The following is a 26,214-nucleotide window of genomic DNA, read 5'->3' as shown; positions in this document are numbered from 1 at the left end:
ATTACTGATTACTGATTACTGATTACTGATTACTGCTTACTATCGAATAGGGGGCTGACTCCTGTTTTCCCATTTCAGATCTTCAAGTATGGAACTCTTAATTCCAATAAAGAAATTCCAGCGTTCATACGTACCGAAGGGTGTCCAGCTGAAATTCATTTTAAAACTTTTTAAATCCCGCGCAAAGCGCAACTGTGTCACTGTAAATCCTTTTCGTTTAATGTCGTAACCCGAAGAGACACCCACTTCCCACCTTGGTGAGAGACTGATATTCCCTGAAAACATGAGAGAATGATTGCCGATTTCGTTTTGCCTTCGGCTATTGCTGTACCCAACTGCATATTGTAATCGCAGATCCCATGGAATTTTAGTGCCATAGGCCGGATTTTCCACATCCGATTCGTCCCTGTCGTCAAAACTGGTCCTGTTCAGGTCATTGGCCCGTCCAAACATCTCATCGGTACGCCCCCCACTTGCCGCTACATAGTTAGACCCACTATAGGGGTCGTCCTCTTCTTCCTCTTCCCGTTCTTCCCTCTTGTTAAAATCAGCACTGCTGATAGAGTAACTGACATTGGCCCTTGCCGAGGTAAGCCTGAACAAACTCCCCCCGTTGTTAATGTTCAAGGTGTTAATCCGTGTACCATTATTATCTATGGCATAGGGGTCAAGACTGGCGCCAAAATTGATAGACATTTTACTATTCAGGATATTAGTACCACCGGTTACGCTTACCGGATTTAGCTTAAGGGAGTCTGCTTCGAAATTATAACCGGTAGAAAAGTTTAAACTGTTGAGTAACATAATTTTCTTGGGCTCAATGGCTGTCGAGTCTTTGTCTCTCACTTTAGCTTCAAGTGTGTTCGCCAGGGAAAAGCTTAGTGAGTTAGATTTACCCAATCTCGGCGCCCCGTAAAGCGTATTCTGAAACCTGCTGTACTCTACCATTTGACCCGTAGCCTCGTTGAGGAATTCATCGTAATGCTGCTCAAATGAGGGGGCGTATCCCCAGCTTACTGTAGGCCTTACGATATGCCGGATGGCCTGTATTTTTTTGTCTTCTCCAAAATTAAATGTTCCATAAACCGTGGTACCAAGACTGGCGCTAAAACTGTATTGATTATAGCGATCAAAACCACTAATGGTGTCTGTTACTACTGTTTGAGTGTCCGGATCAAACCGCTGGTTAAAAGTTTGAAGCGTCCATACATCTTCATAAGATCCCCCGACGCTTAAACTAAAGTGCTTGGCTACTTTAAAGTTGGTACTTATCGGGATACGATGCCTGGCACCCACTTTGGCATCATCGAACATTTTAGCAGTAAGGAAATCTTCATCATTGGTCCGGATACTGTTCCGGGCATTAACATCGTATTGAAAATTAATGTTTTGCAATATTCCTTTTTTTAGCCCTTCTCGCTTGGCAAATGGAAAAATACGCTCCATACTTGCCTGCAGCGTAGGCAGCGTAACATCAACTACATTGGTGTTTGTATTCTGATTATGAGTGGCGGTCAGGCTTAAATTAACCGAGGGATATGCAGGAAAGGTTTTTGAATAGGAGATAGAGGACGACAAGTTATTGACCTGGGTATTGGGTAAATTTTGTTGTAACAACGAATTCCTGTAATACGAACTGCTTCCAAGGTTTACAGAGGCCGACAAACGCGAATTAGGATTGGCTTTTTGATCCTGAGAATGAGAAATCTGAACATTGTAAATGGTTCCCCGGCTATAGTCGTCAAAACCTTTTTGGCTGGTGACCTGATTCTCAAACCTGAAATTGAAATTACCCCGGTACTTATACCGTTTTGCATAAACAGATTGGGCCCTGAATCCGTAGCTGCCATTGGTATACAGGTCTCCCGTGAGCGTAAGATCCACATAGTCGTTAATAGGCAGGTAATACCCCCCTCCCTGAAGAAAATATCCTCGGTTGGGATCGTTACCAAAAGTAGGCATCATTATACCTGCGGTACGGCCTACGGTTAAAGGAAAGTAGGCAAAAGGCAGGGCAATGGGTGTTGGAACGTCTACTATATAGAGGTTGCTGTATCCGGCAATCACCTTTTTTTTGGGAACAAATTTTGCTTTTCTGATTCGGATGTAATAATCCGGGTTAACCGTATCCTTTGAGGTAGTCAGTTTCCCTTCACTCAGGAAATACACAGAATCGTTTTCTTTTTTGGTCAGTTCGGCATAGACTTTCATAGCATCACTACCTAATTGCCCGAATCCCGCCTGTTGTTCGGTTCTCGAATTCCAAATAAGTGCTTTTTGGGTATCAAAATTAAATCGGATAGAATCAGGAATAACCACCTGATCTCCTTGCTTAAAATAAGGATGCTGGCTATAATTTCCGAGAGAATCCCGGATTCTGCCGGCATACACCTCATTTTTAACATAGTCCATTATGATAATCCCGGCTTTTAACTCCGTATCCTGATAGTATATTTCGGCCTCATCATACAAATAAATCTTTTGCTCTTTTTGATTCATTCGGACATAATCCTTGGCTTTATATTTGATCTTATCAGTAAGTAATTGTTGCTGTGTATTTATAGAGTCAATCCTTGTAGAGTCGGCACTCAAAGAATCCTGAGCTATCGGAGGTTCAAAAAGAGGTGCTGAAATAGAATCCTTTATGGCCGCAATAGGAAGAGGTTCAATCTTATCCTCCTGAGCAATGAGAGAAACGGTGCCAAACAGGAGTAGCCACAGTAAAAGTAGAGGATGTTTGTTTGCTTGCAATGCTATAAATCCTATTTTTGTAACGATTTGGCTTGATCTTTGGAGATCAAACTTACATATATTTTTTGTTCTGTTTATAGCACATTACCATAAATTTAACCAACACAAACGCTTAAGAAGATACTATCTGATATGCAATTAAAGAGGTTTTTATTGATTCTGTTTTTAGTCTTTTCAGGGGTGCTGACTTCATTTACGACTGCGGTCGATTCTTCCCCGGAGGTAAATGACTTTATTGTTGTTCTGGATGCCGGTCATGGCGGACATGATCCGGGGAACCTTGGAAACGGTTATCTGGAAAAGAATATCGCCCTGAAAATTGTATTGGAAGTGGGGCAGGCACTGCAGGCCCAACCCGGAATCAAAGTAATATACACCAGAAAGGACGATTCTTTTGTTGACTTGTATGTTAGAGGGGAAATAGCAAATAAGGCCAACGCTGACCTCTTTGTATCTGTACATTGCGACTCACATTCGTCTGATGCTAATGGGGCCGGGACCTTTGTTCTTGGCCTTCATGCAAACAAACAAAATTTTGAGATAGCTAAAAAAGAGAACTCCGCCATTTATCTGGAAGATAATTATGAGACCCGATATGCGCAGTATGATATTAATTCTCCTGAATCTATAATTGGCCTGACTATTATGCAGGAAGAGTTTTTGGACCAGAGCATTATGCTGGCAAAAATGATGCAGGATAACTTTTCAAATAAACTCAAAAGGAATGACAGAAAAGTTAAACAAGCCGGCTTCATTGTTTTACACCAGACTTTTATGCCCAGTGTTTTAATAGAGACCGGATTCTTAACCAATAAAAACGAGGGGGGATATTTAAACTCAAGAAAGGGGCAATCAGAAATGGGGAAAGCCATTGCTGAGGCAGTCGTAAACTACAAAAACTCTGTTCGGGGTGGGGTAGTGCAGCCTTCGGTTATTTCAACACCGGAACCTCCTGCTCCAGAAGCTAAGAAAGTAGAAGAAATTGCTGAGATACCGGACAATACCGAGCCTTCCGAAGAGGAAGCTAAAGCCTCTCAAACTTCAGATAAGAAAGACATAGTAGCAATAGAAAAAGAAATTAAAACCGCTCAACCAGTAGAGGAGGCGCCAATTACAGAAAAGGCCGAATCAGAGGCTAAAGACACAACTCCACCCGAGGTTAAAGAAGAGGTGGTAAAGGCAATTCCCGAAAAAAAGGAACCTCCCAAAATTGTAGAACCGCCTAAGAAAACGGTGCCAAATGCTGAGAAACCGGAGCCAAAGACTGCGGTTGCCGAAGCTAAAAAACCTGCTGTTGATATTGTCTTTAAAGTGCAGCTCCTGGCAAGTTCAAAGGATTTGCCTTTGCGATCTGAGGATTTTAAAGGTTTGAATCAACTCTCAAAAGAACCGTATAAAAATCTGTTTAGGTATCTTTATGGGAACGTCAGGTTGTATAAGCAAGCAGAATTATTGCAAAAAAATGCTGCTTTAAAAGGCTATACAACTGCCTATATTGTAGCATATAAGGAAGGTGAGCGCATTCCTGTACCTGAGGCGGTGAAATACCTGAAGGATCAATAGCCGGTCTTCTAAAAATTATTTCTAATTTTGTTAGGAACCCAAAAAGAATCTTTTTGAAACTATCCAGGGAAATTAAGACAGGGATTATTGTAATTGGCGGTATTCTCCTTTTTATTTTAGGCTTCAGCTTTCTTAAATCAACACCACTATTTGATACCAGTAAAACCTTCTATGCAGTTTATAGTCATGTAGGTGGGCTTCAGACAGGAACCCAGGTATCTATCAATGGTTTTAGTGTAGGTACGGTCAACAACATCGAGTTTAATGACAATTCGGGAAACTTACTGGTCACCTTTTCGGTGAATAATGAATTCGATTTTTCAAGAAACAGCAAGGCAGAATTATACGATACCGGAATAATAGGCGGTAAAGGAATTCAGATAAAACCGGTTTTTGATAATGCCCCTTTGGCAAAATCAGGGGATACTCTAGCCACAGATACTAAACCCGGACTAACAGAACTTGTGCAACAAAGACTAACACCTTTGCAACTCAAGGTAGAAGGTGCGGTATCTAATGCGGATTCTCTTTTGGTAAACTTTAACGAGGTATTGGATGACGATACCAAATACAACCTGAGGGAAAGCATAAAAGGCCTTAACAGAATGGTCAGCAGTTTTGAGCAAAGCGCCAATACTTTGAACCAGTTATTAGAAAATAATAAAAGCCAGTTAGACAGTTCTATTCGCAATATCAATAATATCACCGGTAACTTTTCCAGCCTTTCTGATTCTATTTCAAAGGTTGGCCTTACCAAGACCATGAGAAATTTGGAAGCGACTATTACCAATTTGAACACTATGCTGGCCAAGATGGAAAGCGGAGAAGGATCATTGGGTAAATTGATGAAAAATGAGGAGTTGTACAATAACCTTTCTAATGCCTCCAGGGAGTTAGATCTTTTATTACAGGACTTCAGGTTAAACCCAAAGCGATATGTGAATGTTTCGGTTTTTGGCAAGAAACAGAAAGATTATACTCTTCCCGAAAAAGACCCGGCTGAAAATATCGATAAGCAATAAATGGAATATCTCCCCAATATCCTTTTCGCGATAATACTATTTCTGGGCATCGGATTCTTCGCCAGGAATATTAACCGCCTCAGAAGAAATATAAAACTAGGGCGTGCGGCTGAGGTATCAGATAACAAAGGACAGCGATGGAAAAATATGGCAAGGATAGCCCTTGGACAAAGTAAAATGGTTGTCAGGCCCATTGCCGGTCTTATGCATATAGTTGTTTACCTCGGCTTTATCATTATCAATATAGAGGTTCTGGAGATCATTATTGACGGACTTTTAGGCACCCACAGGATATTTGCTCCTCTTGGTATAATATATGACGTGTTAATTGGCGCCTTTGAGGTTTTAGCGCTATTGGTGATTGTAGCCGTGGTGGTATTTTGGTTAAGAAGGAATGTAATCAGGCTACAGCGCTTTATTAAGCCAGAGATGGCTGGATGGCCAAAAAAAGATGGAAATCTGATCTTATATATTGAGGTGGTATTAATGCTTTTATTCCTTACGATGAATGCCTCTGATTATCAGTTGCAGCAATTAGGAGCGGCGCATTATACCCAGGCAGGTTTTTTCCCCGTTAGTCAGTTCTTATTACCTTTATTAGAAGGCTTGGATAGCGGTGCGCTCATAATGTTAGAACGTACAGCATGGTGGTTACATATTTTGGGGATTCTAATGTTTCTGAATTATCTCTACTATTCAAAGCATTTGCACATTCTGCTGGCATTCCCCAATACCTATTACGGTAAACTTACTCCAAAAGGACAATTTGGAAATTTGGAATCGGTTACAAAAGAGGTAAAGTTAATGATGGATCCATCGGTAGATCCCTTTGCGGCTCCTGCCGCAGATGCTGCAGTTCCTGACAAGTTTGGCGCTTCTGATGTTATGGACCTGAAATGGACACAATTATTAAACGCATATACCTGCACGGAATGCGGGCGTTGTACCAGTGAATGTCCTGCCAATCAGACCGGAAAGAAATTATCTCCCCGAAAAATCATGATGGATACCAGAGACCGGTTAGAGGAAGTGGGGAAGAACTTGGAAAAGAACAAAGGCACATATGTCGATGACGGAAAGCAATTATTGGATAATTATATTTCCCGAGAAGAACTTTGGGCCTGTACTTCCTGTAATGCCTGTGTTGAAGCCTGTCCGGTTAGTATAGATCCATTATCCATCATAATGGATATGCGTCAGTATTTGGTTATGGAGCAATCAGCAGCACCCTCAGAATTGAATAATATGATGTCTAACATAGAAAATAATGGTGCCCCCTGGCCCTTTAACCAAATGGATAGAATAAACTGGGTGGATGAATCTTAATCTAATATGCCATGAGTGAATTAAAAGTGCCGACGATGGCTCAATTATTTGCAGAAGGAAAACAACCAGAAGTGCTATTCTGGGTTGGATGTGCTGGCAGTTTTGATGACCGGGCCAAGAAAATCACCAAGGCTTTTGTAAGGATATTGAATAAGGCCGAGGTGAGCTTTGCCGTATTGGGGACAGAGGAAAGTTGCTCGGGAGATCCTGCAAAACGGGCTGGGAACGAATTTCTGTTCCAAATGCAGGCCTTAACAAATATTGAAGTATTAAATGCATATGGAGTTAAAAAGGTGGTAACGGCTTGTCCACATTGTTTTAATACTCTTAAGAACGAATATCCGGGATTGGGCGGTGATTATGAAGTAGTGCACCACACTCAATTTTTAAAGCAATTGCTCGATGAGAAGAGAATGAGTCTCGAAGGGGGACAATTCAAAGGAAAACGAATTACCTATCACGACCCCTGTTACCTCGGCAGGGCAAATAACATTTACGAAGCCCCAAGGGAGTTAATTCGGAAGTTGGATGCCGAATTGGTTGAAATGAAGAATTGCAGGAAAAAAGGACTCTGTTGTGGTGCCGGTGGGGCTCAAATGTTCAAAGAACCTGAAAAGGGCGACAAGGATGTGAATATAGAACGAACTGAACAGGCCATGGAAACGCAACCGGATATAATTGCTGCCGCATGCCCTTTCTGCAATACAATGATGACCGATGGGGTAAAGAACAAGGAAAAGGAAACCACGGTTGGTGTAATGGATATAGCGGAGCTCATTGCCAATGCAGAGGACCTTTAAGTAAAAGTTAAAAATAGAAGATCCTAAGTGATATAGTATTAATTTCACTTTACAATTTTCAATACAAATAAATGCTAGTCCCTTTTAATACATTACCCGAAACCTCAAGAATTTGGATCTACCAGGCCAACAGGAGTTTTACTGATGCGGAACTGGCTGAAATTACAGAGCTATTAAATGCTTTTATAGCAGATTGGACGGCCCATGGAGCAGATTTAAAAGCTGGTTTTGAAATAAGGTATAATAGATTTATCATTTTGGCATTAGATCAGCATTCAGCAGCTGCTACGGGTTGTTCTATAGATGCTTCTGTTCATTTTATACAACAATTGGAACGGAAATTTAATGTTGATCTATTAGATAAAATGAATGTTTCATACAAGCAAGGTGAATACATTGCTTATAAACCCCTGTCAGATTTTAAAAAAATGGCGAAAAACAAGGCGGTATCAAAAAACACTGTCGTTTTTAATCATTTGGTGGTTAATAAAGGGGAATATTTAAGTCATTGGGAAGTACCTGCATCAGAGAGCTGGCATGCCAGATTTATGTAATCCAATATAGTGTAAAAGATTCGTCTTGTGAGAAGCACACAATCCCCACTGCCATTGCAATATTCGATGAAATACAATATTTTTTTCTGTTTTTAGTTAGTACCTTAGATTAATCTATTTATGCGGAATTGCCTGCTGCTTTACATATTTTGCTTCACTTTTTTATGGGTTAGGGGACAATCACATCCTTTAATGACCACTGACAGCCTTTCACAACAAAAATGGGTAGATACTGCTTATGAGGCCATGAGCCCTGAGCAAAAGATAGGACAGCTGTTCATGGTAATGGTTGCTTCCAATGATAGAAAGATCAATACGGATAGAATAAAGGCCCAGATAGAAAATTATGACCTGGGAGGAATCATATTTTCCAGAGGGGGGCCATTAAACCAGGCGAAGTTGACCAATGAGTACCAGGAGGTCTCCGAGATTCCTTTGCTAATTGGTATGGATGCAGAATGGGGTCTGGCAATGCGTTTGGATTCTACCTATGCTTTTCCCTGGAATATGACCCTGGGGGCCATTAAAGACAGTACTCTGATAGAGAAAGTAGGGTATCGCATCGGGACGCATGCGAAGCGACTGGGAGTGCATATTAATTTTGCCCCGGACATTGATATAAATACAAATCCCAGGAATCCGATAATTGGAAACCGATCTTTTGGTGAGGATAGAGAGAATGTAGCAGAGAAGGGGATTGCTTTTATTAAGGGTATGGCCCGGGCAGGAATATTATCAACCGGGAAACATTTTCCTGGCCATGGAGATACGGAAGTAGATTCCCATAAGTCTTTACCCGCAATTACATTTCCACGTCAAAGACTGGACAGCGTTGAACTGTATCCTTTTAAAAAACTAATGAAAGCGGGCCTCAGTAGTGTAATGATAGCGCATTTAGAGGTTCCTGCTCTGGAACCAACAAAAGAGAAACCGTCTTCTTTATCTGAAGAGATTGTATCAGGATTACTCCAGGATGAGTTACAATTTCAGGGACTGGTATTTACAGATGCCTTAAATATGAGCGGAGTAACCAGTTATAGCGAAGAGGGTAATACGGCACTTGACGCATTCCTTGCTGGGAATGACATTCTTTTAATGCCTAAAAACCTTGAGAAGGCAAGGGCGTCCCTTCTTCAGGCATATACGCAGGGCAAGGTTACTGAAAATCGTCTTGAGCGATCGGTAAAAAAAATACTAATGGCCAAATATAAGGCTGGCCTTAACAAATTTAAGCCCGTGCCCCTCGATGGCCTCTTAGATGATCTCAACACTACAGAAGATCAGCTGATCTATGAGCAGGCCATGGAAAGTGCCATTACCGTGGTAAAAAATAAGGTGAATCTGGTTGGGATAAAAAAACTGGAAAACAAAAAAATAGCCTATGTGAAATTTGGAGATGCAGATCATCAGCCTTTTTTGAATACCCTGAGAAAATATGCAGATGTCTCTATGGTAAGTGGCAAGGATATAGCAAGTCTGAAACAGCAACTGTCCGATTATAACCTTATACTTATTGGGCTGCACAAAAGCAATGAGAGCCCATGGAAGTCCTACAAATTTACCGAGAAAGAACTTTTCTGGCTTCAGGAAATAGCCAGGGCAAGAACCTCTAATGTGGTACTCAACGTATTCACAAGACCCTACGCTCTTCTGGATGTGGCTAATTTCGATAATATTGACGGGGTAGTAGTGTCCTATCAAAATAGTCAGATTGCTCAGCAGATTACAGCGCAGCTGTTATTCGGAGCACTCCCGGCCTTAGGGAAACTGCCGGTGACTGCACATGCCGAATTTCCGGTAAATAGCGGAATTGCTATTCCGTCATTAATGCGGCTGGGTTATGGTATCCCTGAACGTGTGGGAATAAGTTCGGATAAATTGGCCGAAGTGGATAAACTGGTCAACGATGGCCTGGATTCTCTGATGTATCCGGGTGCTCAGGTACTTGTGGCGAGAAGAGGTAAAATAATATATAATAAGGGTTTTGGGAAGCCGACCTATGATTCTGAAGAACCAATAGGCGTTAATCACTTATATGATCTGGCCTCCCTGACCAAGATTTTAGCAACTTTGCCCACTATCATGAAAATGGAAGAAGAGGGTAAAATAGCCTTGAATTCCACTTTTCAGGAATTGATTCCCTCATTTGCCGATTCAGAACTCAAAAATGTCACTGTCCTGAAGGCACTGAGTCATTACGGCAGGTTACCGGCCTGGATTGCTTTTTATATTGACACGCTCAATAAAAAGAGAAAACCTTCAGCTGAATTCTATCGATCTAACGCTTCGGACGGTTATTCTATAAAGGTTACAGATAAAATGTATCTCCATGATGCTTATAACGATTCTATCTATAATAGAATAGGAAGACAAGAATTGAAGTCGAATAGATATCGTTACAGCGATGTAGCCTATTATGTATTAAAGAAGTATATAGAGGATACTTATGATTTGCGTTTAGACCAGCTGGTTGATGATTTTTTGTTTAAACGCCTGGGTGCTACCTCTACTACTTATAACCCCTTAGAGAAGTTTCCTGTAAACAAAATTGTTCCCACAGAGGTTGATAACTACTACAGATATCAAACCATACAGGGTTATGTACATGATATGGGTGCTGCCATGCAAGGGGGAGTAGGAGGCCATGCGGGCTTGTTCAGCAATGCCAATGATGTGGCTAAGATAATGCAGATGTACCTGCAAGGCGGATTTTATGGAGGGGAGCGTTTTTTACACGACAGGACGGTAGAAAAATTTAACAAATGTTATTTCTGTCATAAGGAAGTAAGGCGGGGTGTTGGTTTTGATAAACCACAATTAAAAGACAAGGGGCCAACCTGTGGCTGTGTTTCCAGGAAGAGTTTCGGGCACAGCGGCTTTACCGGCACATATACCTGGGCGGATCCGGAAGAAGAACTGGTGTATGTTTTTCTTTCTAACAGAACCTACCCCTCGGCTACAAACAGACTACTGGTGAAATCTGGTTTAAGAACCCGAATTCAACAGGCGATTTATGATTCTCTTATCAATTAGGTGTATAATTTAATGGTAATTTTGTGACTATGAAGATAGCTATAGTATGTTACCCCACTTTTGGGGGTAGTGGTGTTGTTGCAACGGAATTGGGAATAGCCCTTGCTAATAGGGGCCATGAGGTACACTTTATTACCTATAAACAACCGGTAAGGTTAGAACTATTAGGCAATGATATTCACTTTCACGAGGTACATGTTCCGGAATATCCGCTCTTTCATTATCAACCATATGAGCTGGCATTATCTAGTAAGTTAGTGGATACTGTTAAGCACTTCGATATTGAATTGCTGCATGTACATTATGCGATACCACATGCCTATGCAGGGTATATGGCTAAAAAAATACTGGAGGAAGAAGGTATTTATATCCCTATGATCACCACCCTTCACGGAACAGATATCACACTTGTGGGAAATCATCCGGAATACAAACCTGCGGTGACATTCAGTATTAATAAATCTGATGTTGTCACTTCCGTTTCCGAAAACCTAAAAAGCCAGACCCTCCAATTATTTGATATCAAGAGAGATATAGAGGTCATCCCGAATTTTATAGATAAGAAAAAGTGTAATACTGAATTTACGGACTGCCAGCGATCTTTAATGGCCGAAGATAATGAGCGTATTATAACTCATATTAGTAATTTCAGGAAGGTTAAACGCATTCTTGATGTTATTCGTATTTTCCATGGAATTCAGCAGCAAATTCCGGCAAAATTAGTAATGGTGGGAGAGGGGCCCGAAAAGGAGAAAGCAGAAGTGCTCTGCGACAAACTCAACATACAGGATAAAGTTATTTTTCTTGGCAATAGTAATGAAATAGACAGGATTCTATGTTTTTCAGACCTTTTCTTACTGCCTTCAGAGACCGAAAGTTTTGGATTGGCTGCGTTGGAAGCAATGATGAACAAAGTGGCTGTGATATCTAGTAATACAGGAGGTATCCCAGAGGTGAACAAACACGGAATCACGGGATTTTTGAGTAACGTTGGAGACATAGACGATATGGTTAAAAATTCCCTTAAGATCCTGAAAGACGATAGCACTTTATTGCAATTTAAAGAGAATGCATACAAAGTAGCTTCAGAATTTGATATCACTAATATATTGCCGTTATATGAAAGCATGTATGAACGAGCACATAAGTCTAATTTAAAAAGTAGTTATTAGATTATTAATGAGATATTTAACCGTGTTAATATTAATAATTACTTTAGGTTGTAAAGGACATAAAAATACTGCGAATACCAATACAAATACCCCAACTGTTTCGGAAGATTTAAACCTGGTTCTATCTGATAATTATGGAGGAACAGACCTTGAAGAAGTAGAGATAATCAGGAACAGTAAAAGGTTGAAACAATTCTTCCTGGAAATAAATAAAACCCGTAAACCAGGGCTTCCTGTTCCCGAAATAGATTTTAGCAAACAGTTGGTAGTTATTTATTGTAGTGGTAAGACCACAAACAGCAATATCCCGGGACTTTTTAAAGTAAGTGAGTCCGAAAACAGACTCGTTTTGGGGATAAAAAAAGAAAATGCTATCCAGGAAAATTCACCTACGGCATTACTCTTACCATTTAGCCTGTATACTATGCCAATCACCGATAAGGAGGTTGTACTTGAAAGTCCAAATTAACAGCAATTTTCCATTTTTTAGGGTTCCTATCGAATATTACTGCACTTAGAACCCTTTTTTTTAAGTAAATAACCTTTCGCTATAATTTTACATTCAGAATACTCCTAAATCTTATTCATATGAAAACTTACAATGTAATTTTAAGCTTTGTGCTATTCCTCTGGGCAGGAACTTCTATTGCTCAGGAAGGCTGTGAGGACTGTTTAACTCCAAAAGATAGTACGGTAACCGGTTCATGGGTACTGGGTGTGGGTGTCAATATAGTAGATGACTCCGCAACGCCTTTTGGTTCAGATTTTTTAAGAATAGAGGAAACCTGGAATATGGTCCCTTATCCCAGTCGTTTAAGCTTAGGCAAGTTCTTTAGCAACGGATTAGGGGTAGAAGCCATTGGTACATATAACCGCTATAAAGTGGGAAAAGTGGTTGATGGTCAGGTAAATGACAATTTAAGAGAATATTTCGCTTTTGATGGTAAGGTTAGTTATGATCTAAACAAAATTGTGGGTGAAACAGCCTGGTTTGATCCTTATATACATGCTGGAGGAGGATATTCTTCCATCGGTGGTTTAGGAAGAATGACGTTCAACACCGGTTTTGGTTTCAATACCTGGTTTAGTGATACATGGGGTGTAAATCTAAATACCATGGGGAAATGGGGACTAAAAGAAAACTCCACGAAACAGTTGCAGCACTCGGCAGCCGTGGTTTATAGGTTTGGTGTTGAAAAGGCACTTACCAAGAAAGGAGCCACAAAACTGGCTTTAATGAAGGAATTGGAAAATGAAATGCTTCGAGTTTCAGATTCTATCCAGCTTGCTGAGCAACGAGAGAAGGAAAAACTGGCCCTTGAAGAGGAGTTAAGGAAAAAAGAGGCTGATAGGTTAGCCGCAGCAGAAAAGGCGCGCCTGGATGCGGAAAAGAACAGAATTAGGGCACTTGAAGATGCAATAGAGGATATAGGAAAGGTGTATTTTGCGCTAAACTCGTCTTACCTTAACAAAGATTCGAAAGCCGTTTTGGATAATATGGTAAGTTTCTTAGCAACTCATCCTAACGTACATATTGAAATTGGATCGCATACAGATTCAAGAGGAACAGATGAGTATAACAAATGGTTGTCTGGCCGTAGGGCTAACAGTACTATTAAATACTTAGTTGCCAAAGGTGTTAAAGCCGAAAGACTTTCCGCAATAGGGCAGGGAGAAGAACATCTTACCAATCACTGTAAAGATGGTGTGAGATGTAGTGAAAAAGAGCATAGATCCAATAGAAGGTCCGAATTTAGTCTGATTAAGTACTAATAATCAGCTTAAAGTTCAAAGACAAGATCATCAAAGAGTTTTAGGGGCAGTAATGGGGATGTATAAATAGCAATTTCCTATGTGGCAGCAAAGAGATAGACGTGATTTGTTTACATTTCTATTTCCCAGATATTTAATACTTCTGGTAATGCTGCCATTGATTATAGGAATGATAATTGACCAGGAACTGGTACAGCCCATTACTTTCTTAGTTAATCTTGTATGGATGCTTCCCTTTACCTTTCCCTACTACATTTTCCGAAGAAGGGTAATTTATAACATTGCAGCCATATTTTATTTTATTACGGGGATGCTTGAAATTGGTCACTGGATAGTGCTAAAGGAGCCCCTCACAATGAGCAGTTTGCTCAATTTCTTAAATACTAAATATGAAGACATTGGTGCTTCGATTGAATTAAGCCTGGATAGCAATTTGTGGTTCTTATTACTTTATACACTCTTATTTATTGTAGCACTGCGCAATCCTCCTAAAGTAGAATGGTACCGCTTAAAGATTTCGATTTTAGCCCTAATTGTAATGGTTTTTACAACGATAGGTCTTGTTTTATTCAATTTTTTTCCGAAAAAACAATTGGTTCCGCCTTTTGCAAAAGTCTTTTATACCACAACAGTTCAATGGACCCAGCAGCATACAGTAAGTACTATAAGCAGGCTGAGTAGGACTGATGACTTACAGGAAATTTCAGTAGAACTTAATAATATTAAACAATATCAAAAACCCGTTTTTTGAAACTGAGCGCAGTATCTTTAGACCAAATTTTAAAGCAGGTCAAGATCATATTTTTAGCAGATGGGTATAGCTATAATTACAGATAAATTATTTCATCTTTAGAAAATATCAGAGCTACTAAATTTGAGCAGTATAATGAGAATTGGAATATTAATAAGGGAGTTTGATTCTTTAAGGAATTGGGAATTAAGAATAATTGATGAGATCAGGACTAACCCTGATCTGGAACTTGTTGTCCTTATCAAAGATAGCAGGACGGAAGTCCAGACGGCCAAGAGCAAATTTAAGCGAGCATGGAAGGCCGGAAATTTATTGGGCAAATTGCTGTTTGTTTTTCAATCGAAAATAGAATCACGGATTTTCAGGGAGCAACGTACTGTAGATCGGGAGGAGGTAGTAGCGTATCTTAAAACAATAACGACCATTGATTTAAGCCCATTGCGCAAAGGGTATTTGGATATCTTTAGTAAAGAAGATGCTGATAAGGTGCGGCAATTTGACCTGGATGTTTTACTTCGACACGAATTCAATATTATCAGAGGTGATATTCTAAATGCTTCTCGATATGGAATATGGAGTTTTCACCATGGAGATAATGCAATACACAGGGGAGAACCAGCCGGGTTCTGGGAAATAATATTAAAACTACCTGTTCTGGGTGTTACCTTGCAAAAACTCACCCCTGAGTTAGACGGAGGTCTGGTCATTGAGAAATCGCATTATAATACCAGCTTTTCTTTCGTCAAAAACAATACTAAAATTCTGGAGCATTCGGTCCGTCTCTTGTTTAAAAACCTGAACAAGCTGGGTAGGGGGGAGTTTAACCCAACTAAATCACCAATTTACTATAACCGCTTGTACCGGGTACCCACCCTTAGGGTAATGTTTGGCTATTTATTGCAATTCTATTATAAATTATTCAGTCATGCCTTAAAGGAAGGTTTGATGCGCATTTTTGGGGTACGTTATAGTTGCTGGACATTATTCATTGGGAAGGGTTCTATATTTGATGCCACCCTATTTCGGTTAAAACCTGTTAAGTTGCCCAAAGGAGAGTTCTGGGCAGATCCTTTCCTATACCAGCACAAGGGTGAAACTTATGTGTTTTTTGAAAATTACTCTTATAAAAAACGCAGGGGTAAAATTTCCTGTGGGAAGATCGTTAATAAAGAGATAAAGGAGGTAATAGATGTATTAGATCTTGATTATCACCTTTCCTATCCTTTTATTTTCGAGGAAGAAGGGGAATTGTACATGATGCCTGAGGCCCACCAAAATAAGCGACTCGAGATTTATAAATGCCTTGAGTTTCCTCATAAGTGGACGCTTTATTCTACTGCCTTCGAAGGCGAATCAGTCGCAGACGCTACCTATTTTAAAGACCAACAGGGACATAAATGGTTGTTCCTGAATAAAGGTTTTAATGATGATCATATGTCCGAGCTCTATATCTACAGAATAGATTCTCTAAGGTTTAAAGAAATTGAAGCGCATCATCAGAATCCGGTAATTATAGATTCAAGAGGAGGAAGGAATGCCGGATCTATATTCGAGTACAAAAATCAGCTTATCAGACCTTCACAAAACAATTCTAATGGGGTATATGGTTACGGACTAAACCTCAATGCAATTAAGACATTAACCCTGGAAAATTATCAGGAGGAGAAAATCATAGGAATTGAACCAAATTTTGTCAAAGGACTAGAGGCCACTCATCATCTGCATCAGCTTGAGGATATGTATATTATTGACGGGGCCTTTAAGCGTTTGTAGTAAGAAAACCATTTTAATGCAAATGGCTATTCTCTAGCGGTAACAATAGATTGTTATTTATCCTATTCAGTGGTTTCAAAAACCTTGGAAAAGTCTAGTTTGTACAATCCAAAGGTGTTTCTCAGATTGCGATTAACCAATTTAATACGATATTTCTTCATTTTCCTGATGATATTCACATAGAACTCCCCTTCAAATATTTTATAGGAATTCATCCTTTTCACCGCCTCCGGGGTACTGCAATAATTCTCGGTATTGGCAATACTGTAAATGGCTCCCGTAAATGGCAGGGGTTTCATTTCCTTGCCATTACTCAAGGTGGTAAAATCATGAGTGAAGACTACAAAAGGCTCTTGAGGTAAAAGCTGATCTACATAGTCAGCGGCCACAATGATACAAGTACCACATAAAACATTAAAGGTGTTTTTATTCAGAAAGATTAGGTTACTTCCTTCGTTATAAATAAAACCTTGTTTAAAATACCACCCGACGTTTTCCGGACTTTTGTTTTCATCCACAAATTTTACAAGATGCTTACTTATGCAATCGTCCGCATCTACCACCATATAATAGTCAGGATTGTATTTGCGTCCGTACTCCACACCTTTCATTATCTTTCTTGCCTTATCTTCTTCTTTGGCAACATTTCTATAGGGGTTCTTTGGATCTATTTCATTAGGATCATCAATTCGTTTTGTAGATGGCGGATCAAAATCTACCTGTATAAATTCCAGATTCTCGTGCTTAAAATTCATCTCCGGAATCTCATGGCACACCACCACAACCTTGAAATTCTGTGAGGTTTGCTGACAAATAGATTGCATGGTACGTTCTACCAGAATTGAAAATACTTTCCAATTAGTGGAAACTTTTTCACTTTTTACGGGAACTACAAATACTAACATTGAATATGATATTTTCAGATTAATTAAAACTATTTTGCCCTGTATTTAGGGAAGAATTCCTCATCGGCTACATCTACTTCCTTGGCCAGTTCATCATATACCTGTTGATCGGCTATATATGTCCAAACGTTCCAAGTCTTCAAATTATTTGAAAAAGATGATTTAAAAGCAAATAATGCATCTTCCGGACTTTGGTAGCCACCACCCAAATTAAAAAAGGTATACCCTTGTTCAGTACCCTGTAGCCTCATTTCATCTAATAACAATCTTGAAGGGGCCAGTTTGAAATATTCAGATTTCGTGCCGGATAAATGATATTGAATAATATTGTTGGTCTTTACAAACATAGTAGCGGCGCCAATGTCTCCTGTTTCTAAATGAACCGCGAGCAGAATATCCGTTTTGAAATCCTCGCATTCCAGGAATTCAAAGAAGTAGCTTTTATCAAAGAAATAGGATTCACTGGCATTTAGCTTCTCCATGGTTTCAGTGTAAATAGATATAAAAGCTTCAATTTCCTCAGGGGTAGTTGCTTTTACCACACGGAAAAGCCTTCTCGCCTTGTTTACCCTGCTTCTGGTATCTCTTCGATATTGTGAGCGCTGTTCATCTAAACTCAGTGTCAGATCTATATTAACGATGTTTTGGATGGTCCTGAATTTTCCTATGTTTTTCAATACCGCTTCCTGACCATCTATATAGGGATTTAAACGTGAAAAAACAGAGATTATATTTTGAGATCGCAAATAATTATCGAAGTAGGTATGAAATGCACTATTATCAAAATCTTCACCTAGATTTTTTGATAGCGGCCCGGCATATCCATAAACCGAGGTGGCATCAAAGTATTTGGTGTCAAATACCCTTCTAACCAGTAATGGAAGGGCAATAAGGCATTCATCCTGCCTATACACTAACAATTCAGGAATCTCGCCTTCGGCTTTAGAGATATTGTGATAGTCGTATGTGTGGTAAAAGTCGAACGTATCAAATTCCTTGAGTACGCTTTCCCATTCGTTTTTATCCCTGATTATGGTTACTGTTTCCAACTCCATTTTTAAACAATTTTGCGATATACTTCGAGCGTTTTTTTTGTCATGGTATCAATTGTAAAGTTTTCCAAAGCTTTTTGATAACCATTTTGAGCTACGGTGGTGGCCAATTCCGGATTTTCCATGAGGTCCTTAATTATCCCGGCCAAAGTTTCTGAATCTTCATTCTCAAAAATAAATCCGTCTACCCCGTGCTGTATTTGATCCAGAGCACCATTGGTATTTGTCCTGATGGTACAACAACCACATAACATAGCTTCAACACAAACAAGGCCAAACGCCTCGGATTTGGAGGGTAGAACGAAAATATCAAAAATATTATAGAAGGGTAATGGATCCTGAAATGAGACCATACTGATCTTATTTGTTATACCGGACTCGGCAATAACCTTCTTCAAAAAGTTTTCATCATATTCACTATAGAAATCGCCCAGGAATACCAGCTGTACTTTTTCTTTCAGGTCGCTTGGCAAGTACTTATCAACAGCATCGATCAGCACATCCAACCCCTTTTCAACTGTGATTCTCCCTACAAAACCAATAATAATTTTATCTTCAGGAATACCTAATTCATTTTTAAGACCGGCCTTTTCCGATGCTGATAAATGATCGGCATAGCGTTTAGAAACTCCATGGCATACAATAGAAATAGATGCTCTTTTGGCGCCCAAATGGCTTATTGCATATTCCTTAGATTCCTCACTGATAGCGATAAGTGCAGTCGGATTTTTATATTTGATATTCTTTACAAGTTGCACATTATGCACCGTGGTTACGTATTTTCTTCCTAACAACCAGGGTAGAAATGTCATGTAGGGCGACTGTGAATGAATAACATCCGATTTCACTCTCAATATCCAGACAAGTATCTGTACAATGGAAATCAGGGAAACAGCCGCCTTGTTAAACAAGTTACCCTTGGGAGTTTTAAAGTACTTAATATCCATCCCCAGATCCTCAAACTGTCTTTTAATTTCGTTCAGGTAGGAATTCCCAGGATCTGTTATACCCCCAGTAATCATGAGCATTTCATGCCCTTCCCGGGCGAGACCATGTGCCAGGTCCAGGGTATGAATACACACCCCGCTTTTTTCTATTCTACTGAGTAAAAAAAGGATTTTCATGGGCCTGTTTAATCTTTGAAATGCTTCTGCTCTATTAAACTTATAGTATCCAGGATAAGTTTCGGTGCTGTTGCAGCAAACTTGGGATAAACGGATTCAAAGGTTTCGTTTTCTTCAAAGCGTATTGGCTCCTGACACAGAATGGTACCCTCGTCAATTTTGTCATCTATAATATGTGTGGTAATACCGGAAATTCGTACCCCATACGCCAATGCTTCCTGAATGGCAGTAGTGGTAGCCAGAAAACTTGGAAACAATGAGGGATGTATATTGATAATCCTATTGGGAAAGGCTTTGAGCATTTCCTCCCTTATGATATATTTAAAACTTAATAATAGGACGTAATCTATTTTTCTTGAGTTTAATTCTTTGATGATGACTTGCTGGTAATCTTCTACACTGGCATAGTCCTTACGCTCCAGGCGCAGGGTTTCTATTCCGGCATTTTCAGCTGCCTCGGCTGCACCACAAGGCAGGGATTGATATACCAGAAGTTTGATATCTGACTTATTTAGTAATCCTTGCTGATAATTTTCAATGGTATCCTTGGCATTTCTGCCCCAGCCAGTTACCAGTATGGCCCAATTAAGCTTTTTCTCTGTACTCATCTAAATCTAGCATTAATGATTGTGGATCAATGGCCGTATCCTTAGAACTCATTACATTTTTTATGGTAAGGAAAAATATCTTTAGATCTAATAAAAATGAAATATTCTCAACATACTCCTTATCCTTGGCCAACCTGTCGTCCCAATTCAACATATTCCTGCCGGAAACCTGTGCAAGTCCGGTTATGCCCGGTAATACCGAATGCCTTTTTTGTTCTTGAGCATTATAATATGGGAGGTAACGTATTAATAATGGTCTTGGGCCAATAAGGCTCATTTCTCCCTTCAGCACATTTATAAGCTGAGGTATTTCATCTATTGACGCTTTTCTAACAAATTTCCCCACAGGGGTGAGCCGGTCTTTATCTAGTAGAAGATTTCCATCCTCGTCCGTAGCATCGGTCATAGTTTTGAACTTAATGATGCTGAAGACTTTTTCATGTTTTCCAGGTCTTTGTTGATAAAAGAAGACCTTCCTGTCATTAACGATAAACAAAAGAATGGAAACAATGAATAATACGGGGCTCAGAGCCACTAATAAAGTGACAGCTGCAAGGAAATCCAAAAGACGTTTGCCAACCGTTTTGTACATGTTTATTAGGAATTTAAGGACAAAATAACCACTTAATTTTTGCTTAATTTCAATTTAATCGTTAAAAAGTACTTTATACCAAACGAGTGGAGGATATGCTTTGTTGCAGTGAATCACAGAAATAATGTTGTGGATTATGCACCAATTTCAGGTCTGTTGATTATTGTCTGGTATGCCTTGGGTGTCAATAAGTTATCTACCATATAACTATGGCCATTTTCCCCCATTTTTTTCCTTAGCTCCGTATTGTTGTAAAGCTGTATTAATAGTGCTTTCAACTTCTCGGTTTTCCCGGCTTCGGCCCATAATCCAGCGCCTATTTCCTCCATTTGTGTACCGAAATCGGTATTGAGGTCGAGCGAAGCTAATATGGGTTTTTTAGCATTGAAATAAGCTATGCTTTTTGAAGGGTAATTGGGAATGGTAAACTCTTCACTTAAAGAAATTAGTCCAACATCTGCAATCTGCAGCACCTCGGCGTATTCTTTCTTGGATAGAAATCCTTGTAACTTGATATTATCGAGCTGTTCTTTCGCCAATAGATTTTCCAGGTTCTCTTTCTCTGTACCTCCACCGATTATAAAGAAGAAAATATCATTGATATCTTTACATGCTTTAGCAAGTGCCACAACATTTTCCATTTTCTGAGGCCTGCCAATGTTGCCGCCAAACATCACAATGAATTTATCTTGCAGACCGTAATCCTTTTTAATTTTGACGACCCTTTCTTCTGAGAGGATTGGGTAATAGGTAGACCAGTTGGGCAATAAATGGAGTTTATCCTGGTTTATTTCAGGATTATGTTGCAATACAAATTCGATATTTTTCGGAGACATACATCCTATACTATCGGAAACACGATATAGTTTTTTCTCCATATTGCGAAAGTAGCGATATGCCGGACTTCCCTTTCTCATCATCTTAAGATCTACTGCATTTTGTGGAAATATATCACGAAGAATTAAATAGACCTTTGAATGATATTTCTTTTTGAGCCAATTGGCCAAAGCCGCCAGGGTAATAGGTGGAGTAGGCATAATTACAAGGTCAAAATTTAAATCGACCCCACTTTTTTTAAGTGCTTTTTTGTATTGATAAGGCAGTAGCAGGTTAGCAATGCCCTTCTGGATTTTTCCAACATTAAACAATTTCATGGTGGGTACTCTAACCACTTTCACCCCCCGTTCTATTTGTAAGCCCAGTTTAGTGTCGTCATAACTTGGCCCAACCAGCACAATGTCGTGGCCCGCTTTTTGAAATTCCATCATTAAATCTGTCATCATCATAAGGTAATCGTCCAAATTCGGTACTGACAGTCCCAGATAAATAATTCTCATATAACTTAATTTGCCGACAATGTGGTTTAATGTACTTGAAGTAATAAATACTTCCTCTTTTTTGTGCTTTTCTAACTCTTTGTAAATACCAGGTGAAAGGGTTCCGCATAAGCAGTACCCACCATGTTACCAAAATATTTGGCCGAATTTCTAATGGCTTCCGAACTCCTGGGGTGCGGATAAGGCCTCATTTCTGCTTCATATTTTTCCATGGCTGCAATCTTATCATCTATTGTAGATGAAATATCTATAAATACATTAGGGTTAAAAGGCTTTTTATTCAGCATATTTCCCCATTCTGTAGATGAGTTTACATAATAAGACAGTAGATGGTTCACTTTTTGTCCGGGAGCGGGTCTGCAAGCCACCATGGCGCTTTTGTACAGCTCAATATGGTCCTGGTTAACATCGGTCCGATCTTGCACAAAAACAGTATCGTATGCTCCTTGTGAAATAACCTTCCCCAAGGCAATGTTAATATCCACATGAGCCACCGTATCCAATCTCATATCAGGAAAATCTAACCGGGGGAGTAAACGTGCCCCAACTACCTTGCATGCATTCTCGGCCTGCTCAAATTTATCTTCTAAAAGGGCGGAATCATTAAAATACTGTGTGCTGCTCCCATCTGTAAAAATCAAAATATCCACTTCTTTTCCCATTTTGATCAGCCGGGAAATAGTACCGCCAACCCCAAGGATTTCATCATCCGGATGCGCCGCTATCACAAGTACTTTATTAAATAATTCTAACATTTGCCTAATTGTTTTCTTAAGTAATATATTTCATCCTGTAGATGGTAACCCAGTTTTTCTCCCAACCGAAACACTTTTAGGTCTACAGCTGTGCCATCATCAAACGCTGGCATTCTCAGCCATAAATTCCCGTCCAGAAATTGCACTAGTATGCCCTTGCTGTCTTTTTTTAGGATTTGACCGGGAGTGCCAGAATAATTGCCATCTTCATCCAGTGCTACTTCCCAGAAAATAATTTTCTTGTCCTTATAATAGCAATAAGCGCCGGGGTAGGGATGCGATACCGCTCTTATTAACTTGTCTATCTCGTCTACAGTTTTGTTGAATGTTATTAACCCGTCTTCCGGACTCCTTTTACCTCTTACGGTAACCCCGTCTGTTTCCTGGGGAGAAAAAGAAATAGTCTTGTTGGAATTGATGTCAGAATAAATTTCAAAAAATCCCACACTTAGTTGTTCTGCAACCAATTCATATAATTCGTTTACATAACATCTGTCTGGAATTTCAAAATGCTTCTGGGTAATGATTTTACCAGTATCAACTCCGGTGTCTATTTTAAAAAAACTGACAGCAGATGCGGATAAACCTTCTATGATTGTCCAGGGTAGGGGAGCCCTACCGCGCCCATATGGCAATTTTGAAGGATGCGTCCCTACTATGAATTGTGAAAAACAACCGATAAAATCTTCCCTGAATATCTGACTCCAACCCAGTGTAAAGAGATAGTCTGGCTTTGCTTCCTTTACTTTAGCTACAGTTGATTCGGAATTTACATTTAGCGTATCTATGGTTTCAATTCCATTCTGTTCACAAAAATCGTGGAGATCATAATAGTCCGAGACATTCTTGTCCTGACCGGCAGGTAATGTAATGAGGGTATCTATTGCACATCCTTTCAACACAAGGTACTTAAGGCATTCATAAGATTCAAGATTTGAACCTATGCAGAATATCTTTATTTTTTCTTTATTCGCATCCATTGCCGCCATTTATCATTTATGAGCTACGGTTTAGACCATACTACCCTATTAACATAATCAACATAGGAGAGAATGATCCTTACCACTTTCTCGCTGACATTGGGCATACTGTAATCTGAAACCTGTCTAAAATTACGTTCAGGATTTCTTTTTTGAACTTCTAAAGCAGTCAAAGCCTGCATTATTCGCTCCGGTCGCAATCCGACCATCATTACCGAAGCTTCTTCCATCGCTTCAGGTCTTTCATGTGCTTCCCGAATATTGAGGGCATGAAAATTTAAAATGGAAGACTCCTCTGAAATTGTTCCACTATCAGACAGAACTGCATAAGAATTAAATTGAAGGGCGTTATAATCGGAAAACCCCAGGGGTTTTAAAAATTGGATGTTTTTATGAGTTTTTACATCTTTAGCATCCAGCATGTTTCTTGTTCTGGGATGTGTAGAAACAATTACCGGATAATTGTACTTTTCTGCAATTTGATTCAGAGAAGTGATCAGTCCTTCAAAATTTCTTGGATTATTGATATTTTCTTCGCGATGTGAGGAGACTACAAAGTATTTTTGAGACTCCAGATTTAGTTTGCTTAGAACATCAGATGCCTCAATTTTAGCTCTGAACTTACTTAGAACTTCAAACATTGGACTTCCTGTCTTGATGACCCTATCTGGCGAAAGTCCTTCTCTCAGTAAATATTCTCTGGCAATATCACTATAAGTCAGATTGATATCGGCTACATGATCAACAATTTTTCTGTTTGTTTCTTCCGGTACTCTTTGGTCAAAACAACGGTTACCGGCTTCCATATGAAAAACAGGAATCTTTCGTTTTTTAGCCGGAATTGCACATAGGCATGAATTGGTGTCGCCCAGAACAAGAAACGCATCAGGGTCTATAGTTTCTAAAATTGGATCTATCTTGATCAATATATTTCCTACTGTTTCCGTAGCGTTTTTACCGGCAGCGTTCAGAAAATGATCGGGCTTTCTAATCTCAAGATCTTCAAAAAATATCTCATTAAGTTCATAATCGTAATTCTGGCCAGTATGAACTAATGTATGATCAATAGCTTCATTTGCATCTAGTGCATTAAGAACACAGGCAAGTCTGATTATTTCTGGCCTGGTGCCTACAACGGTAACAACTTTTAGTTTTTTCAACTTTAAATCTTTCTATTGGTTTATAATTATACATCCTCGAAATACGTATCCGCATCTTCGGGATTATATGGTTCATTGATCCAGAACAGGGTAATGAGTTCTGTGTCGCCTACATTTTTGATATTATGCGTATGCCATATGGGCATATCGACATAGGCAGGTGTATCTCCGTCAAGCTCATAATTTATGACTTTATCAGTGCCGATTTTTCGCAATTGTATCCTGGCTTTTCCTTGTATTACCGCAAAACGTTCTGCTTTTCTTGTGTGAAAGTGATTACCTCGGGTAATACCAGGAACTGTGGTAGAGAACGAAAACTGACCGCTGGTTTGTGTCCTTGCAATTTCTACAAAACTTCCTCTGTTATCAGTGTGTTTGGTGAATTTTACCGGGTAGTGTTCCTCAGGCACATAGCAGCGAAAGGTATTAAAAAGTGCTTTTTCAAAATCTTGCTCCAAGCTGGGGAAAACACCCTGCTCCATATAGTCTGTTTTGTAGGCTTTAAGCAGATCCAGGATGGCAGATACTTTTTTATGATAGGATGGAGGTATTTTCACCTCTATACTGTTGGTTCCTAATGGGATGCCCTCTAGCTCCCCGTTGATTGCTCTGATAAAAAATTGTATGAGCTCATTGATATAAATAAGGCCCACTTCACCATCGTTAATTATTGTGGGTTGTTCACCATTGGCAACTTTATGACAAAAAGTTGCGACAACCGAATTGTAATTAGGTTTTCCGAAAGGACCAAAAACGTTAGGAATAGTAAGTGACGTAAACTTTCCATTATTTGTTGATGCCCAACTGGCAAATTTTTCTTTTCCTTCTTTTTTAGATTTACCATAAAGGTTATCACGTTCTTCCTGTGAAGAAGAGGAAAATATAATATGTGGAGTTGCACCTTTTGCCTCACAAGCAGCAATCAGCTTTGAAACAAGTTGTATGTTGGTATTGTAGATCACTTCCGGATCTTCATGACGGTTCATAGCCGCCAAATGCACAACTACATCACATTTAGAAACAAATAACTCTAATTTGTCACTATCATCGAAGAACGATCTCTCGAAAGGGACAAGTGTAATGTTTTCGTCCAAAGATAGGGTCGTATAAAGATGGTTGCCTACAAAACCGGCCTGACCTGTTATACCTATTTGTTTCATTATTTTAGAATTTTACGCATGCT

At 39.5% G+C, this 26,214-nt stretch carries 22 protein-coding genes; 11 read left to right on the top strand and 11 right to left on the bottom strand.

Going from position 1 to position 26,214, the window contains the following annotated elements:
• Window positions 1-39: 39 nt before the first annotated feature.
• Complete coding sequence (locus tag J1G40_RS05190; protein WP_265241533.1) at window positions 40-2,751, bottom strand: putative LPS assembly protein LptD; 2,712 nt, start codon at window positions 2,749-2,751, stop codon at window positions 40-42.
• Between the two features lie 153 nt (window positions 2,752-2,904).
• Between J1G40_RS05190 and J1G40_RS05185 the strand changes: the two genes are divergently transcribed.
• From J1G40_RS05185 to J1G40_RS05135, 11 genes are all read left to right on the top strand, one after another.
• Window positions 2,905-4,314, top strand: coding sequence for an N-acetylmuramoyl-L-alanine amidase (locus J1G40_RS05185; protein ID WP_414855660.1), 1,410 nt, complete (start codon window positions 2,905-2,907; stop codon window positions 4,312-4,314).
• Window positions 4,315-4,367: 53 nt separating this feature from the next.
• A complete protein-coding gene (locus J1G40_RS05180) occupies window positions 4,368-5,336 on the top strand; it encodes an MlaD family protein (RefSeq protein ID WP_265241532.1) in 969 nt (322 codons plus the stop codon).
• A complete protein-coding gene (locus J1G40_RS05175) occupies window positions 5,337-6,662 on the top strand; it encodes a (Fe-S)-binding protein (RefSeq protein WP_265241531.1) in 1,326 nt (441 codons plus the stop codon).
• A gap of 11 nt (window positions 6,663-6,673) precedes the next feature.
• Complete coding sequence (locus tag J1G40_RS05170; protein WP_265241530.1) at window positions 6,674-7,462, top strand: (Fe-S)-binding protein; 789 nt, start codon at window positions 6,674-6,676, stop codon at window positions 7,460-7,462.
• Window positions 7,463-7,533: 71 nt separating this feature from the next.
• Complete coding sequence (locus tag J1G40_RS05165; protein ID WP_265241529.1) at window positions 7,534-8,016, top strand: ABC transporter ATPase; 483 nt, start codon at window positions 7,534-7,536, stop codon at window positions 8,014-8,016.
• 120 nt (window positions 8,017-8,136) lie between these two features.
• Complete coding sequence (locus tag J1G40_RS05160; protein WP_265241528.1) at window positions 8,137-11,049, top strand: glycoside hydrolase family 3 N-terminal domain-containing protein; 2,913 nt, start codon at window positions 8,137-8,139, stop codon at window positions 11,047-11,049.
• Between the two features lie 29 nt (window positions 11,050-11,078).
• Window positions 11,079-12,221 (top strand): N-acetyl-alpha-D-glucosaminyl L-malate synthase BshA, encoded by a 1,143-nt coding sequence (bshA, locus tag J1G40_RS05155; protein WP_265241527.1) that lies wholly within the window; start codon window positions 11,079-11,081, stop codon window positions 12,219-12,221.
• A 7-nt stretch (window positions 12,222-12,228) separates the two neighbouring features.
• On the top strand, window positions 12,229-12,690 hold the full coding sequence (locus tag J1G40_RS05150; RefSeq protein WP_265241526.1) for a hypothetical protein: 462 nt from the start codon (window positions 12,229-12,231) through the stop codon (window positions 12,688-12,690).
• Between the two features lie 119 nt (window positions 12,691-12,809).
• Window positions 12,810-13,994: an OmpA family protein gene (locus J1G40_RS05145; protein ID WP_265241525.1), complete on the top strand. Its 1,185-nt coding sequence runs from the start codon at window positions 12,810-12,812 to the stop codon at window positions 13,992-13,994.
• 79 nt (window positions 13,995-14,073) lie between these two features.
• On the top strand, window positions 14,074-14,745 hold the full coding sequence (locus J1G40_RS05140; RefSeq protein WP_265241524.1) for a hypothetical protein: 672 nt from the start codon (window positions 14,074-14,076) through the stop codon (window positions 14,743-14,745).
• Window positions 14,746-14,880: 135 nt separating this feature from the next.
• Window positions 14,881-16,518 carry a hypothetical protein gene (locus tag J1G40_RS05135; RefSeq protein WP_265241523.1) on the top strand — a complete coding sequence of 546 codons (1,638 nt, stop codon included), beginning with the start codon at window positions 14,881-14,883 and terminating at the stop codon, window positions 16,516-16,518.
• 62 nt (window positions 16,519-16,580) lie between these two features.
• Here J1G40_RS05135 and J1G40_RS05130 read toward each other — a convergent pair whose 3' ends face one another.
• From J1G40_RS05130 to J1G40_RS05085, 10 genes are all read right to left on the bottom strand, one after another.
• Entirely contained in the window at window positions 16,581-17,423 is an 843-nt protein-coding gene (locus J1G40_RS05130) for a hypothetical protein (RefSeq protein ID WP_265241522.1), read from the bottom strand.
• Between the two features lie 29 nt (window positions 17,424-17,452).
• The gene (locus tag J1G40_RS05125) at window positions 17,453-18,478 is read right to left on the bottom strand and encodes a GNAT family N-acetyltransferase (protein ID WP_265241521.1); all 1,026 of its coding nucleotides are present in this window, start codon (window positions 18,476-18,478) and stop codon (window positions 17,453-17,455) included.
• Between the two features lie 2 nt (window positions 18,479-18,480).
• Window positions 18,481-19,599 (bottom strand): glycosyltransferase family 4 protein, encoded by a 1,119-nt coding sequence (locus J1G40_RS05120; protein WP_265241520.1) that lies wholly within the window; start codon window positions 19,597-19,599, stop codon window positions 18,481-18,483.
• Window positions 19,600-19,607: 8 nt separating this feature from the next.
• Window positions 19,608-20,207 carry a formyltransferase family protein gene (locus J1G40_RS05115; RefSeq protein WP_265241519.1) on the bottom strand — a complete coding sequence of 200 codons (600 nt, stop codon included), beginning with the start codon at window positions 20,205-20,207 and terminating at the stop codon, window positions 19,608-19,610.
• Complete coding sequence (locus J1G40_RS05110; protein ID WP_265241518.1) at window positions 20,185-20,799, bottom strand: sugar transferase; 615 nt, start codon at window positions 20,797-20,799, stop codon at window positions 20,185-20,187. The genes J1G40_RS05115 and J1G40_RS05110 overlap by 23 nt, the downstream gene beginning before the upstream one ends.
• Window positions 20,800-20,933: 134 nt before the next feature.
• Window positions 20,934-22,136: a glycosyltransferase family 4 protein gene (locus tag J1G40_RS05105; RefSeq protein ID WP_265241517.1), complete on the bottom strand. Its 1,203-nt coding sequence runs from the start codon at window positions 22,134-22,136 to the stop codon at window positions 20,934-20,936.
• Between the two features lie 71 nt (window positions 22,137-22,207).
• On the bottom strand, window positions 22,208-22,891 hold the full coding sequence (locus tag J1G40_RS05100) for a PIG-L deacetylase family protein (protein ID WP_265241516.1): 684 nt from the start codon (window positions 22,889-22,891) through the stop codon (window positions 22,208-22,210).
• Window positions 22,885-23,871: a methionyl-tRNA formyltransferase gene (locus J1G40_RS05095; RefSeq protein ID WP_265241515.1), complete on the bottom strand. Its 987-nt coding sequence runs from the start codon at window positions 23,869-23,871 to the stop codon at window positions 22,885-22,887. The genes J1G40_RS05100 and J1G40_RS05095 overlap by 7 nt, the downstream gene beginning before the upstream one ends.
• 23 nt (window positions 23,872-23,894) lie before the next feature.
• A complete protein-coding gene (wecB, locus tag J1G40_RS05090) occupies window positions 23,895-25,031 on the bottom strand; it encodes a non-hydrolyzing UDP-N-acetylglucosamine 2-epimerase (protein ID WP_265241514.1) in 1,137 nt (378 codons plus the stop codon).
• 26 nt (window positions 25,032-25,057) lie between these two features.
• Complete coding sequence (locus J1G40_RS05085) at window positions 25,058-26,191, bottom strand: NAD-dependent epimerase/dehydratase family protein (protein ID WP_265241513.1); 1,134 nt, start codon at window positions 26,189-26,191, stop codon at window positions 25,058-25,060.
• Between the last annotated feature and the right edge of the window lie 23 nt (window positions 26,192-26,214).

Origin of the sequence: Muriicola sp. Z0-33, assembly GCF_026126425.1 — a bacterium.
Classification (GTDB): domain Bacteria; phylum Bacteroidota; class Bacteroidia; order Flavobacteriales; family Flavobacteriaceae; genus JAFMPW01.
This window is presented reverse-complemented; position numbering and strand designations above follow the sequence as displayed.